At 73.2% G+C, this 14,372-nt stretch carries 10 protein-coding genes and 1 pseudogene; 9 read left to right on the top strand and 2 right to left on the bottom strand.

Features of this window, described 5'->3' with window-relative positions; translation table 11 throughout:
• Positions 1–437, bottom strand: a pseudogene (locus tag AB0M03_RS37830) (hypothetical protein); the annotation flags it as partial.
• Positions 438–1,299: 862 nt separating this feature from the next.
• Here AB0M03_RS37830 and AB0M03_RS37835 point away from each other — a divergent pair.
• The 8 genes from AB0M03_RS37835 (at position 1,300) to AB0M03_RS37870 (ending at position 13,066) form a co-directional block, all read left to right on the top strand.
• A complete protein-coding gene (locus tag AB0M03_RS37835) occupies positions 1,300–4,071 on the top strand; it encodes a toxin glutamine deamidase domain-containing protein (RefSeq protein WP_363500751.1) in 2,772 nt (923 codons plus the stop codon).
• A 9-nt stretch (positions 4,072–4,080) separates the two neighbouring features.
• Complete coding sequence (locus AB0M03_RS37840; RefSeq protein ID WP_363500754.1) at positions 4,081–6,024, top strand: SUKH-4 family immunity protein; 1,944 nt, start codon at positions 4,081–4,083, stop codon at positions 6,022–6,024.
• Positions 6,025–6,088: 64 nt separating this feature from the next.
• Positions 6,089–7,888: an ATP-binding protein gene (locus AB0M03_RS37845; RefSeq protein ID WP_363500757.1), complete on the top strand. Its 1,800-nt coding sequence runs from the start codon at positions 6,089–6,091 to the stop codon at positions 7,886–7,888.
• A 28-nt stretch (positions 7,889–7,916) separates the two neighbouring features.
• Positions 7,917–8,210, top strand: a complete 294-nt coding sequence (locus AB0M03_RS37850) for a hypothetical protein (protein WP_363500760.1) — start codon at positions 7,917–7,919, stop codon at positions 8,208–8,210.
• 383 nt (positions 8,211–8,593) lie between these two features.
• Entirely contained in the window at positions 8,594–10,339 is a 1,746-nt protein-coding gene (locus AB0M03_RS37855) for an SUKH-4 family immunity protein (protein WP_363500763.1), read from the top strand.
• A 41-nt stretch (positions 10,340–10,380) separates the two neighbouring features.
• On the top strand, positions 10,381–11,106 hold the full coding sequence (locus tag AB0M03_RS37860; RefSeq protein ID WP_363500766.1) for a hypothetical protein: 726 nt from the start codon (positions 10,381–10,383) through the stop codon (positions 11,104–11,106).
• 33 nt (positions 11,107–11,139) lie between these two features.
• Positions 11,140–12,546 (top strand): hypothetical protein, encoded by a 1,407-nt coding sequence (locus AB0M03_RS37865; RefSeq protein ID WP_363500769.1) that lies wholly within the window; start codon positions 11,140–11,142, stop codon positions 12,544–12,546.
• Positions 12,539–13,066 carry an SUKH-4 family immunity protein gene (locus AB0M03_RS37870; protein WP_363500772.1) on the top strand — a complete coding sequence of 176 codons (528 nt, stop codon included), beginning with the start codon at positions 12,539–12,541 and terminating at the stop codon, positions 13,064–13,066. The genes AB0M03_RS37865 and AB0M03_RS37870 overlap by 8 nt, the downstream gene beginning before the upstream one ends.
• Before the next feature lie 11 nt (positions 13,067–13,077).
• Here AB0M03_RS37870 and AB0M03_RS37875 read toward each other — a convergent pair whose 3' ends face one another.
• Positions 13,078–13,563 carry a nuclear transport factor 2 family protein gene (locus AB0M03_RS37875; protein ID WP_363500775.1) on the bottom strand — a complete coding sequence of 162 codons (486 nt, stop codon included), beginning with the start codon at positions 13,561–13,563 and terminating at the stop codon, positions 13,078–13,080.
• 245 nt (positions 13,564–13,808) lie between these two features.
• Between AB0M03_RS37875 and AB0M03_RS37880 the strand changes: the two genes are divergently transcribed.
• A complete protein-coding gene (locus AB0M03_RS37880; protein WP_363500778.1) occupies positions 13,809–14,192 on the top strand; it encodes a hypothetical protein in 384 nt (127 codons plus the stop codon).
• Positions 14,193–14,372: the final 180 nt, after the last annotated feature.

Consider the following 14,372-nt stretch of genomic DNA (forward strand, 5'->3'; position numbering starts at 1 on the left):
GCGGGTGGTGCGGCTCGGCACCACCTGGACAACGCGGCCGGGCACGGCAGCGGCAGCTCGGGCGGCGGGCACGAGAGCGGCGGCAGCGGCGAGAGTGGCAGCGGGAGCAGTGGCGACTCGGGCTCCTCGGGATCGTCCGGGTCCTCCGGCTCTTCCAACTCCACTGGTACGTCGGGCTCTTCCGGCTCGTCGGGTTCTTCGGGTTCTTCGGGTTCCGACTCGGGCTCCGGCTCTTCCGGGTCCGGGAACTCGACCGGCTCTTCCGGCTCGACCGGTTCCTCCGGATCGTCCGGCTCCTCCGGCTCGTCGTCGGGCGGTTCGCGTCCCTCGTCCGGTGACTCGGGTGGCAGCAGCGGCACGAACCACTCGCCCTCGGGTGACAGCGGGAGCGGCGACTCCGGTGCGGGCAACCGCAGCGAGAGCACGTCGCGTCCCACGCCTGCGCCTGCGCCGGCCGGCGACAACCGCGGCTCCACGCCCCTCGACCCGTTCGGTACGCGGCTGAGCTCCGACCCCGCACCTGCGGCCAACCACACTCCGACCGGTGGCGACGGGACTCCGCCGGCCTCCTCCGCGCCCGCCCCGTCCTCGGGGGCCGACAGCGGCTCGCCCGCCCACACCGGCTCGGACAGCAGGCCGACGCCCGGCTCGGACGGTCCGATGCCGGCGTCGGGTGACGGCCGCGGTGCGGACGCGCCGCCCGCGCACACCGGTACGGACAGCCGACCGACCCCTCCCGCACAGGACGGTTCTTCGGACGGGCCCGCGCGTAACGGTGAAGCCCCCTCGGACCGTTCGGGCGCGGACACCGCCCGGCCCGGCCCGACCACCGCACACCCCGCGCCCGACGCCACGCCTGCTCCTGCCCCGTCGCAGACTCCGCCGCCCCAGCACACCGGTGACGGATCGTCGACCCCGACCCACGGTGGCACTCCGAACGCCCGGCCCGACGCGACACCCGCTCCCGCCCCGGGCCCCTCTCCGACGCATGCGGCCGCTCCGCACCACACCGGCGACGCCGGCACCCCACCGCACAGCGGCACCCCGGACTCCCGGCCCGGCCCGGTCTCCACCCACCCCACGCCCGACTCGTCGCCGACCCCGGCACCGAGCCATGCGGCCGACTCCCCGTCGTCCCGGCCGTCCCCGGATGCCGCTTCGACGCCGTCGCACGCCCAGCCGCATTCCGGTGAGGCACGCACCACCACCCCGTCCTACGGTCCGGTGCGAAGTGGTGACGAGTCGTCCGGCACTCCGGTGCACAGCGGTGAGAGCCGTCCGTCGCCGTCCTACGGTCCCGTGCGCGGTGATGCCCCGGCGAGCACCGCGGCCCAGTCCCACAACGGTCCGGAGGCCGGCCGCCCCGGGCACGAAGCTCCGCCGCAGCGCCACGAGTCCGTCCCACGGGCCGAGGAGGGCGCTCCGCAGCAGGAACGTTCCGGCTCGGCGGTGCCGCCGCACACCGGGTCGGTGCCGCACGTCCCGGCCGGCGACGCCTCCCGCACGCCGTCCTCGGACGGGCCGCACCGGGCCACCGTCCACACCGCCTCCACCGCGGTAGCCGACGCCCCGCCGGCCCACGCGCCCGGCACGCCCACCCCCGACAGCACCCCGACGCCGTCCACGGGCCAGCCGTCCCAGAACCCCGGCCCTGTGAACCCGGGCGCGGGTGTCCCGCCGACCTCCGGAACGCCCGGCACGGGCAGCGCGAACACGCCCCGCACGGACCGTCCCACCGCCGGCACCCCGACCGGCAACCGGCCTGCCGACGCCGACCGACCCACCGTCCCCGGCCAGCGGAACAACCCGGGCCCGGACCGCACCGACCGCCCGACCACCCTGGGGCAGCAGCCCACGGCGGGCCGCCCCGACCCGCGGACCGGCACACCGCGTCCCGACGCCGCCTCGCGTCCGGACCCGCGTGCCGACCGTCCGGCCGCCGACCGTCCGACTTCGGCACCTCCGCGTCCGGACGGGACCACCCGCCCCGACCCGCGTGCCGACCGCCCAGACGACCGCGCTCCGCGTCAGGACCCGCGGGCGGAGCGTCCGGCCGACGCACCCACTCGCCCGGACCCGCGTGCAGACCGCCAGTCGGCGGATCCGCGCGACGATCACGGCAGGCCTACGCCGAACCGCGACCCTGAGCACGCCACCCCGGACCACAAGCCGGCCGACCCGGACCGTCCGGCGACCGCCGACCGTCCGTACGGCAGCCCCGGCGGCCTGGTCGAGCCCGGTCACCACGACCGGGAGCGGGTCGAGAACTCCGTCCCCCGCGACGCCGACGGCAAGCCGCAGCGCCACCCGGACCCGGAGGGCGACTGGCCGCGCGCCATCAACGGCGACCCGAACGCCCCAGGCCGGAACAACAACTGCGCCGACGTGGCGCTGGCCACCGTCGACACCTACTCCGGCCACCCGACCCCGGCAGCCGCCCGGACCCCCGACCACGATGCCGACGGGAACCCGTCCGACCGCGGTGAGCGCGGTGGACGCGACCGCATCGAGAACGCCCTCGGCGCCAAGTTCTCCGACATGGGCGACGGCAAGGACGCCTACCGCCGGCTGGAGGACACCCTCCGCCGCGAGGGCCACGGCTCGCAGGCCGTCATCATCACCCGCGACGCCGACGGCCGCGCCCACGCCTGGAACGCCGTCAACCACAACGGCAAGATCACCTACGTCGACGCCCAGACCGGTCGCCGCTCCAACCAGCCCCTCCACAGCGGCGACCACGGCGTCTTCGCCATCCCCCTCGGCCCGGACCGCCGGCCCGCGACCCCGCACACCGACTCCGGCAAGCCCGACCACACCCGGACCGACAGCCGCCCTGACCGCCGCGCCCCGGAGGAGGTCGCGGGCACCAAACACGATCTCGATCAGGACGGTGATGACGGGCCGCCCGGCAAGAAGCCCAAGAAGGGGGTCGACCTCGAGGCCGACGGCATGCCGAAGATCGACCGCCGGGACGAGGTCAAGGGCAGCGCGGAGTACGGCGAGCGGCAGGACGCGAAGCACGAGCACCACGACCGGCTCCCGGACCCTTCGCAAGCGACCCTGCGCACCGAGCAGCACGTCCACCAGATGGATCTGCACAAGGCGTTCGACAAGCTGGAGTCGTGGGAGCGCGACGGCTCGGTCCAGCGGCTCTTCGACGAGGCCGCCAAGCGCAACAACTTCGACGGGTCGAACCCCCCGCAGGGGTTCACGCACAGCGAGCTCACCAAGGCGCTGCCCGGATTCGACAAGCTCGACTCCAGTGAGCGCGGTGCCGTGGTCGCGGTCCTGGCGCGGATGAACGTGAGCTTCCACCAGGGCAACGCGGTGGGCTACGCGCTCGGCGGCCGACCGGACGGCTACGAGTGGTCGGACCCCAGCGTTCCGCGTCCGCCGGTGGGACGCTCCTGGGGCGCCCACTTTCACCAGAAGTTCGACATGTGGGGCACGAGCGGATCCCCCGCGCGAAGCATCTTCAACGACATGCGCGACAACGGTTTCGGGAACCGGGAACCGGGCACCACCTGGGCCGACCACCTGCGGAAGACGACCAACGGGACCAACGACACCCTGGACATGAGCGGCCGGAACTTCGCCGTGCTGGAGGTCCGGGACCCGGTCAGCAAAGAGGTCCACTACATCGTGGACAGCTCGGCGTCGAACACCGCGAAGGAGCACCAGGACCACTCGGAACCCCATGTGGGCAAGTACTTCGACGAGGTGAACAAGGCCCGGGTCGCCGCCGGCAACAAGCCGTTCGAGCCCGTGCACCTCTACACCGAGCGGGAGCCGTGCGGATACTCGTCCGGCGGTGCCATGTACGGCGGTGGCAGCAACGACTGCTCGGTCTACATCCGCGGGTCCTCCTCCCTGGGCGGGGTGGGCGTGAGCTACGGCATCGGCTACCGCGCCGGACCGATGGTCGACGGGGCCGTGGACGCCAACGGCGATCCGATGACGGCGACGAAGGCCCGGAAGCAGCAGCAGGCCGACACCCGCTGGTACATGCGCAACATCGAGGTGCTGTGGATGCGGGCGGCCATCCGGAGGGACGGCGGGCCGGATGCATAGGATTGCCGCATGACGAACGACGAGTCGCCCACGGCAGTTTCCGTTGCCGTCGACTGTGCAGGGCACAGCCTCGAGTCGGTCATCGTGGCCGCCGCGCGGGCGGTCGCCGAGGCCGGTCCGAACGCCCAGGTGCGGCTGGAGCGGGTGGAGGACGCCGGTCCGCTGGTGAGCTCGGACGAGCCCACACGGATCAGGTCCTGTGGCAGCCGGGAGATTTCGCGGCTGGTCGGGCGACCGGTGACCCTCGCCCGGCCGGCGGATGACGCCCGGCCGGCGGTCGAGCGTCACGAACTTCCGGTTGATCCACAGGAGTTGCTGTGGCTTACCGCTGCGGCGGCGCTGGAGCTGCCGCGGTCGGGCGTGGAGATCTGGCGGACGTTCGCCGTCGCGCTGGCCGAACAGCCGGTGACGGTCGAGCGGTTGACGGAGTTCGCGGCTTCCCGGCCGGAGCTCGTGGTGGAGGGGCGCACGGTCGGGTTCGTCGACCGCGAGGCCCACCGGGACGTCCGGGCGCGGTTGCCGCTGAGCGGTGTGCAGCAGCGTGCGATCCACCGGGCGCTGCTCGGCCTGCGGCCGGACGGGCCGGCCTACCTGGGCGCCGCGCGGCCGGTGCACGCGGCGCTGGCCGGGGAGCTGGGGGAATGGCTGACGGACCCGGACTTCCTGGTGGAGTCGGACTGGTACGGCCTCGGTCTGGGGCTGGCGCTGGCGTATCCGGAGGGTGTGCCGCTGGGCACGGTTGCGGGTGATCTGCACTGCCTGCTGCTGGAGGGGCTGGCCGCGCCGGCGAGCCACGAGGAGTGGCTGAGCTGGGTGCACCACACACTGGTGGGGCGGGGTTTCACCGCCGCGGCGGACGAGGTGGCGACCCGGGTGCGGCTGCCGTGGCAGACGCTGTGGTCGCACTGGCGATGGCCGAGCGGGTACGTTCCGCGGCCGCCCGCGCAGACCGAGCAGGACAGGATCCTGCTGGTGCACGGGCCCGACGGCCCGACCCTCGCCACCCAGCACGAGCCCTGGGGCGACGAATCGGGCACGGTGTTCGAGCAGCTCCGGGACGCCCGGACGGGTGAGCCGCTCGGTGCCCCGAGCACGGAGCCGCACACCGGGATCCATCCCCAGGAGCAGGCACTCGCCGGGATCGTCGTCGGCCATGTGAACGGCGAGTGGGCCCTCGGCCGGTGGAAGGACTTCCCGGTGCCCGCGCTGCCGTGGACGGGCGCGTCGGTCACCTTCGCCGCCCTGTGCGAACCCCCGGACCCGGCAGCCGGGACGCTGTGGGTGTTCATGGGGCGGTGCGGGCTGTTCGGCGCGGTGGTGCGCGACGACCTGATGGCCCGGCTGCCGAGGCTCCCGCGCGGTGGGTACGGGAACCCGCTCAGCGCCCGCGCGCGGTGGCCCCGGCCGGAGGTGTCCTTCGACGGGCCGCTCACCCGGGAGGAGCTGGAACAGGACCGGGCGTTCGGCCGCGGAGCATGCCGCCCGGTGCCGCCCGAGCTGCTTCCGGCCGTGGTCGAACACCGTGCCACCAGGGAGTTCCTGGGCGAGGTGGGCTGGCCGGTGACGGACCATCCGGGACTGCTGACCTCCGAACTCGCGCCCGGTGGGCTGGTTCCGGCGGACGGCCGTCCCGGGCTGCTGACCGGGCTCGGCCGGTTCTTCGGCTCGCCGATCCTGCTCGACGGCCGTAGCGGCGAAGTGTTCGGCGAGGACTGGAACCGCGAACTCGTCCTGATGGCCAGTGGGCTGCCGCAGTTCCTCCGGATCGTGATGCTGCACCGGGCCGTGCTGCTGGTGCCCGTCCTGCTCGGCGTGGACGACTCCCTGAACCTGGAGGAGGACGTCCTGAGCTGGATCCGGACGATCGATCCGGCGGCCGCCGAGGGCGGGTTCTGGGAGCAGAAGTACTTCGCGCCGACCCTGCTCGACCTGTGGGAGGAGATTCCCGAATAGCGCCCCCGCCGCCCCGCCGCCCGCAACGACCTCCTCGCACCGACCCAGCCCTGGAGCCCCGACCGTGACCTCCCAGCCAGTCCACCAGCCGCATCCGCACCTGGGCGGGCGGGCGCCCGCGCTCCGGGCCCTGGCGGTGTGGCTCGCCGACGGGGCGTCCCCGGCCACCGCGCTGATCACCGGGAGCGCGGGGAGCGGCAGGTCACGGCTACTGACCGGCTTCCTGATGCTCTGCGACCCGGAGTACCGCAAGCTCCTCGACACCGACGTGCTCCAGCCGGACACCGTTCCGCCGGCCGGCCTGCCGACGCCGCCGGTCTTCGCGGCCGCCGGTCTGACGCCGGCCCAGCTGCTGTGGCTGGTCGCCGACGAGCTCGGGCTCGGCGCGGATCGGACCGAGGAGGTGTACGCGCTGCTCGCCGAGGAACAGGAGCGGCCCGTCCCGGTCGTCGTCGCCGACGTCGACCGGGTCGGAGTGCTGCCGGTGCCGGGTGGACCGGCCGGAGTCGCGGAGGACGTCCTGTTGCCGCTGGCGCTCGCGCCCGGGATCCGGCTGCTCTCCGACGTGCCCCGTGCGCAGGCCGAGTGGCTGGCGGAGCGGCTGCCCGCCGAGGACCTCCTGGTGATCGACCTCGACGTGGAGCCGTGGGCGGACGCGGATGCCCTGTCGCTCCAGGCCGCCGCCATGGTCGCCCGGCCGGAGGAGGCCGAGGCGGTCGCCCGTGAGGCGAACGGACCGCTCGTCGTGGAGCTGGCCGCCTGGTCGCTGACGGCCGTACCCGACGGCCCGGCAGTGGGCTTCCCCCACACGGTGGGGGACACGCTCGACCTGCACGCCGAGCGCTGCGGAACCGACGAACTCACCCTCCGCCGACTGCTCGCCCCGCTGGCACTCGCGGGTACCGATGCACCCCTGCCCTTCTCGCTCTGGGAGCCGCTCGCCTCGGCGGTGGCAGGCAAGGACCTGTCCACGGTGTTCGCCGACGGCCAGCGGCTGCTGCTTCCCTTCTTCGACCTGCTCGGCGGAGAAGGGGACGGGAACGGCTCGGAGCCGGCGGTCCGGCTGCGGCACCCGGCCCTGGCCGACGAGCTGCGGGAGCGGTTCGGCACGACCGTCCGTGAGAGCAGCCGCAGGATGGCCAACGCCCTGCTGACCGGGCTCCCCGAGGGGCCTACGCGGTGGTCCGAGGCGCCGGCCTACGCCCACACCGGCCTGATCCGGCACGCGCTGGAGGGTGGCCTCCTGCCGGAGTTGATGGCCGACCCGGCATTCCTCGTCCACGCCGACCAGGTCGTGCTCCGCGCAGCCGCCGAACACCTCACCCGCACCGGCACAGAGCTTCCGGCCGTCGGGCGGACGTGGCTGCGCCTGGCTCCGTTGTTCACCCGCACCGAGGCAGACCCCCGCACCGTCGCGGGCCTGCTGGAGCACGGGTGCCGCCTGGACGGCCTGTCCGTCTCCGAGTTCGGTGTCGATCTGCCCTGGCACACGCTCTGGCACAGGCCGCTGGCGGGGATCGCCGGGATAACTGCCGCAGCGGGCCCGGACGGCACCCCGGCCGTGGTGGCCAACCTGCCGGGGGCAGAACAGCCCCTGGTCGCCTACCGTGCGCAGACCGGCGAGCAACTGGACGGCGACCCGGTGCAGCTGGCCCGGCCGTCGGACCACGACCGGGAGGCCGGTGCCCTGCGACTGGGCGTCGGTGGCGACTACCTCCGCATCTGGCAGGCGGAGGGCGGGCAACTGGCCGTGTTCGCCGCAACCGCTCCGCTTGCCGGGGCCGATGTCACGCCGGACGGCATCGTCCTGGTGGCGGACAGCGCGGGGCTGAGCGCGCTGCGCGTGCAGATCCCCGACAACTGAGTCGGATCGGGGGGCGGCCGAATCTGTGATGGGGGAGAAGGGAGAGCTCGCAGGTTTCTTTCAGACCTACCTGAACGTGGAGGTGGCGTTCCACCACCTCCCGCGGGTCCGGTCGACGCTGTCGTCCTTCGCTCCGGAGTGGGGGAAGTCGATCAAGTGGGAGTTCTCCCGGGTCCTGGGGACGAAGGAGCTTTCAGCCGAGCGGTTCTGCGACCTGACATTCGTCGACTTCGAGTCGGACGACGAACTCTACGCATACCTCCGGAAGGTGTACGACTACCTCTTTCTCGACTCCGGCGAGGTGCCGGTTCCCCCGGACTGAAACCCGTCCGGCATGGCTGCTTGGCATCGCACGATCGGGCGCAGGCTCGCCGATCTGCGCTCGGGGCTCGAATCGAGCCGCCTGCCCGGGTACGACGGTCTGGGATGCGGATGGGCATTCGGAGTGACGGCGGAGCGGATGCATAGGATTGCTGCGTGACGAATGATGGCTCGCCCCAGGCTGTTTCCGTTGCCGTCGACTGTGCCGGGCAGAGCCTCGAATCGGTCGTTGCAGCAGCCGGCCGCGCGTCCGCCGAGGCCGGTGCAATTGTCCACCTGCGGCTTGAACGGGTGGAGCTCGCCGGTCCACTGGTGAGCTCGGACGAGCCGAAGCGCATCATGTCCTGCGGCAGTCGGGCAGTGTCGGAGTTGGTGGGGCGACCCGTGACGATCGCTCCGCCCGCAGAAGCCGACGACCGATCGGAGGCAGCTGCCCGGCACGACCTTCCTGCGGCACCGGACGAGTTGCTCTGGCTTGCCGCGGCGGCGGCCCTGGAACTGCCGCGCTCGGGCCTGCAGGTGTGGTGCGCGTTCGCGGCCGCCCTGACGGGCCGGCCCGTGTCGGTCGAGCAGTTGACGGAGTTCGCGGCTCGCCGACCCGAGATCACGGTGGAGGGCAATGCCGTCCGCTTCGCGGACCGGGTGGCTCATCGGACCGTTCGGGCCCGGCTGCCGCTGAGCGATGTGCAGCAGCGCGCGGTTCACCGCGCCCTGGTCGGACTGCGGTCCGACGCCGCCGGGACGGACGAGACCGTGGCGGCCTACCTCGGCGCCGTACGGCCGGTGCACGCGGCGCTGGCCGGGGAGTTGGGGGAGTGGCTCGCCGATCCGGGCTTCCTGGTGGAGTCGGACTGGTACGGCCTCGGTCTGGGGCTGGCGCTGGCGTATCCGGAGGGTGTGCCGCTGGGCACGGTTGCGGGTGATCTGCACTGCCTGCTGCTGGAGGGGCTGGCCGCGCCGGCGAGCCACGAGGAGTGGCTGAGCTGGGTGCACCACACACTGGTGGGGCGGGGTTTCACCGCCGCGGCGGACGAGGTGGCGACCCGGGTGCGGTTGCCGTGGCGGACGCTGTGGTCGCGCTGGCAGTGGCCGAGCGGGTACGCGCCGCGGCTGCCGCAGGAGATCGAGCAGGACGAACTTTGCCTCGTGCACGGGCCCGACGGCCCGACCCTCGCCACCCGGCACGAGCCCTGGGGCGACGAATCGGGCACGGTGTTCGAGCAACTGTGGAACGCCCGGACGGGGGAGCTGCTCGGCGCGGCGAACACCGCACCGCACGACAAGGTCGTGGCCCACGCCGAGGATCTCACCGGACGTACGGCCCTGCACGTGGACGGGCAGTGGAGTTCCAGCGCTCTCGGCCCTCGGTACGAGCCGGTCGCCGAGCTGCCGTGGACGGGGGAGTCGGTCAATTACGCCGTGCAGTGCACGCCCACGGACCCGGCGGGCGGCACGCTGTGGGTGTTCATGGGGCGCTGCGGGCTGTTCGGCGCGCTGGTGCACGACGACCTGATGGCGGAACTCCCGCAGGTGTCACGGGGGTGGTACGGGAACGGGCTCACCCCGCGGGCGCAGTGGCCGGTGCCGGACGTGTCCCTCACGGGTGTGCTGACCCGGGCGGAGCTGGAACAGGACTGGGTACTCGGTGCCGGCGCGTGCCGTCCGGTGGCGCCCGAGCTGCTTCCTGCGGCGGTGGCACACCCCGGCACCCGGGAGTTCCTGACCGAGGTGGGCTGGCCGGTGACGGAAGACCCGGTCCTGTCGACGGTCGAACTCGCCGCCGGTGGTCTGCAGCCCGCGGACGACCGCCCGCATCTGCTGGCGGGGCTCGGCGACCTCTGGGGTTCGCCGATCCTTCTCGACGGCCGCAGCGGCGAGGTGTTCTGCGAGGACCGGGATCACGAACTCGCCCTGGTGGCCGGTGGGCTGCCGCAGCTGTTCCGGATCGTGCTGCTGCACCGGGCCGCGCTGTCGGTGCCGGTGCTGCTCGGCGTGTACGACTCGATGGACCTGGAGCAGGACGTCGCGCGCTGGATCCGGATCGTGGACCCGGCCGCCGCCGAAGGCGGTTTCTGGGAGCACAAGTACTTCAACCCGACCCTCCTCGACCTGTGGGAGGAGTGGTTGTAGCCGCCGGCAGCGGTGTCCGCGGGGCGGGATACCGTTCCTGAATGTCCGAAAGCTTTGACCTCCGGGTCGACCTGCCCGCGGCCCTCGCCGGCCCGTCCGCCGCGTTCGGCTTCGTCGAGCGGTTCGCCGCCCACCTGGGCGCGCCGGTGAAGCCCGGCGACGGGGTCCCGGAGGAGGAGTTGGCCGCCGCCGAGCAGCGGCTCGGCTTCGCGCTGCCCGGGGCGATGCGCGAGTGGTACGCCCGCTTCGGACAGCGGTGGGACCTCTTCCACGCCCTCCGCTACCCGTACCCGCCGGAGGACCTGTGGGCGGAGGACGGCGTCCTGGTCTGGCAGACGGAGAAGCTCTTTTCGTACGCCTTCGGGATTCCGCTCGACCGCCTCTCGGAGGCCGACCCGCCGGTGGTGATCGACGGCGAGGGCGGCGAATGGGGCGCGTACGCGGACCGGTTCTCCCTCGCCTGCATCGAGTTGCTGATGTCGCAGAACACCCTGTGCGGCGACCGCGGTGGTTGGAGGAGGGAACGACTCCCCGGCGATGCCGAGCACCTGGAACGCCACCTCACCGCCGTACCGTCGCTGTACGGACCGGAGGACTCCGACGACCGGCAGCGGTGGTTCGCCGACCGTGACGTGCTGGTCTGCGACGACCGCTCGGACGACGGCGTGGAGCTCGGGTGGCTGGAGTTCAGGGCGCTGACGTCCGAGGCCGCCGACCGCGTCCGGGCGGAACTGCCCGGCGAATGGCGAGAGATCATGGACTACTGAGCGCCGGCGTCGACGTCGAGGGGAAGAGGTGCCGTGGACGGGATCGTGCGGATCGACTGTGCCGGGCTGAGCCTGGAGGCGGTCGTTGCCGAGGCGCGGCGGCTGGTGGGGGAGGACGACGGGGCCGAGCAGGTGCTGCTCGAACGGGTCGGGGCCGCAGGGCCGTTGGTACGGTCGACGGGCGAGCCGGCGCGCCTCCGACAGTGGGCGCGGTACCACGCTCGGGAGGCATTCGGCGTACCGGTGGTGGCCGGGGAGACGGCTGCCGAGGCGTCCCGTCCGGTCGATCTCCCGGCGGAGCATGCCGGCCGGCTGTCCGCCGCCGCGGCGTTGGAGACCTTCCGCGCGCCGGTGCCGGTGTGGCGGGCGTTCGCCGAGGCACTGGGTGCGGGGCCGGTGACGGCCGAGGCGTTGGAGGAGTTCGCCGAGCGGGAGCGGCTGCTGGTGCTCGACGCCGGCGGGGTGGGCTTCACCGGTGCCGAGGAGCACCGGGCCGTTCGGGAGCAACTGCCTTTGACGGTCGGGCAGCAGCGTGCCGTGCACCGGGCCGTGCTGGGGCTTCGGGAGGAGCCGGTTGCGGCCGGGTACCTGCATGCGGCGTGGCCGGTGCACGCGGCGCTGGCGGGGGAGTTGGGGGAGTGGATCGCCGATCCGGGCTTCCTGGTGGAGTCCGAGTGGTACGGGCTGGGCCTGGGGCTGGCGTCGGCGTACCCCGAAGGCGTGCCGCTGGGCGGGATCGCCGGGGACTTGCACTGCCTGCTGCTGGAGGGGGTGGCTGCGCCGGCGAGCCACGAGGAGTGGCTGGCCTGGGTCCACCATGCGCTGGTGAGCCGGGGGTTGGGCGCTGCCGCGGACGAGGTGGCAGCGCGGGTGCGCCTTCCGTGGCGGACGGTGTGGTCGCGGTGGCAGTGGCCGAGCGGGCTTGCGCCGCTGGCCGATCCGATTCCTCTCGCCGACGAGGTGCACTTGGTGGAGCGGGAAGAGGGCGGTGCCGCCTTCGCGATTCGGCGGGAGGACGAGGACGACTGGGGCGTCGAGCACGAGTGGCGGTGGGACGTGGCGACGGGGGAGTTCCTCGGCGGTCCGGACGAGGACCTGCTGGAGGAGGTCGAGGAGGACGACGGGACCGGCCGTGCGGCGGGTGAACGGGGCGTGGTCGTCCTTCGACGCGTCGGAGCGTACGGAGTTGGCGCGGCGGCTGCCGTGGGTGCCCGGTGCGGTGGACGAGGCCGTGCAGTGCGCGCCGTCCGGTGCGCCCGGGGGCACGTTGTGGGTGTTCTCCGGCCGGTGCGGCCTGTTCGGTGCGCTGGTGGACGAGGAGCGGCTGGCCGGGCTGCCGTCCGTGCCGCACGGGAGGCCCGGGTACAGCGTGGCCGGCCGGGCGGCGTGGCCGAACCCCCCGCTGCCGTTGAGCGGGGCCGTGAGCCGGGAAGTGCTTGAAAAGAACTGGGCGTTCGGGCCGGGGGCGTGCCGTCCCCTCCCGGACGGGCTCGTTCCGGCCGGGATCGGGAACGACGGGGCCAGGGCGTTCCTGACCGGGATGGGCTGGCCGCTGACCGAGGGCGCCTCCGGGCTCCGTACGGTCGGCCCCGCCGTGGAGGGTCTCCGACCGGTCGGAGGCCGACCGGACCTGTGGGAGGGGCTCGGGTCCTTCCACGGCTCGCCGATCCTCCTCGACGGGCGGACCGGTGAGGTGCGCCACGGTCACCGGCCCAGCGAGGACGAGGAGTTCCCGCTGATGGCGGGCAGCCTGGACCGGCTGCTGCGGATCGTCCTGCTGCACCATGCGGCGCTGACCGCGCCGGTGCTGCTCGGGCACCACGACGGGGACGACCTCGAGCGCGCCGTCGCCGGCTGGGTCGCGACCGTCGACCCGGCGGCGGCCGGCGGCGGCTTCTGGGAGCAGCGCTGCTTCGTTCCGTCGCTGTACGACCTCTGGACGGACCGGAACAGCAAGTAATGGCCGCCCCGTCAGTCGCGGGCGGCCGGGGCCTCGGCGGGCCGGAGCCGTTCGGTGGGGCCGCCGAAGGCGAGGTGGAGGGTGCGGGAGGCGAGCAGCCAGCGGCCGTCCTCGTGGCGGAAGGTGTCCTCGTAGTGGCCTGCATTGGCGGGCAGACGGGGTGGCAGGATGCCGCCGGTCCAGCCGTCGACGCGGTAGGTCGCGAAGTAGGAGATCGCGGTGGCGGTGGTGGGGGAGTGGATGTCGACCAGGATGTTGCTGCACATCCGGCGCGACAGGCGGTCGGCCGGGCGGGACGCGAAGTAGGCCCGCAGCGCGTCGCGGCCCTCGATGCGGCGCTCGCCCTCCGGCCACTCCCAGGTGCCGTCGGGGGTGAACAGGTCTGCGACGGAGGCGGGTTCACCCAGATCGAGGCGGTGCAGGAAGTCGATCAGTAGCCGCTCGCAGGCCCGTTCGGCGAGGAGCTGGTCCAGTCGGTCCATGGGTTCGTTCGTCATCCCCGGTTTCTACCGGGCGGATCGGGAGGAAGCGAGTCGATTTCCGCCTGCAGCGGTGCGCGCCGCCCCGGATCGGAGGGGGTGATTCCGGTTAGGTGGGGCTCGTGCGAACCGGCGACCGGCGGTACTGCGCGACCGGGGCCAAGCCGTAGGATCAATTGGTTAACGGGTAGTTGGGTGGCGGGGCTCGGTCCACGCGTCGTGGGGCGGGGTCGCCGCAGTCGTACGGGGGACGGGGCGTTTCGGTGGCAGGTCAGCAGATCATCGTCGACGAGGGCAATCTGCGCGCCCAGGGGCGGAACCTCGAGTCGGTCGGCAAGGACTTCCAGGACGCGGCGAACCAGCTGAAGTCCCGTCTGGAGGCGCTGGAGGGCGGCAGCGAGCCGCCGTGGGGCGACGACGACCTCGGCGAGAAGTTCGGCATCGTGTACGAGGGCCTGCGCGACGGCATGCAGGAGTCCATGGACTCGCTCGCGCAGCGACTCGGCGAGATCGGCCAGAAGCTCCAGGCCATGGCCGAGAGCCACGCCGCGAACGAGGTCGACACGACCGGCCGGCTGGGCGCCCTCGGCGGCCGGACGGACGCCCTGGGCAACGAGATCCACACCATGTACCGCCCGCAGGTCTGACCCGCGCTCGCTGGTCCGTCCTGCCTGTTCGACCCGCTCGTCCTGTTCGTCTGTCTCTGTCCGCGCCGACCGGCGCGGGTTCTGCTGGGGGGAACTGACTCGTGTCGCTGATGCTGCCGGACGGCCTTGAGTGGGTCCTGGAGATGCTCGGCTTCGACTGGCCGAAGGCGGACGAGGACA

This window comes from Kitasatospora sp. NPDC051914 (genome assembly GCF_040680995.1).
GTDB lineage: Bacteria > Actinomycetota > Actinomycetes > Streptomycetales > Streptomycetaceae > Kitasatospora.

Coding starts and splice junctions, on each gene's coding strand:
- AB0M03_RS37840 (WP_363500754.1), top strand. CDS start 4,081: ATGACGAACGACGAGTCGCCCACGGCAGTTTCCGTTGCCGTCGACTGT.
- AB0M03_RS37850 (WP_363500760.1), top strand. CDS start 7,917: ATGGGGGAGAAGGGAGAGCTCGCAGGTTTCTTTCAGACCTACCTGAAC.
- AB0M03_RS37875 (WP_363500775.1), bottom strand. CDS start 13,563: ATGACGAACGAACCCATGGACCGACTGGACCAGCTCCTCGCCGAACGG.
- AB0M03_RS37860 (WP_363500766.1), top strand. CDS start 10,381: ATGTCCGAAAGCTTTGACCTCCGGGTCGACCTGCCCGCGGCCCTCGCC.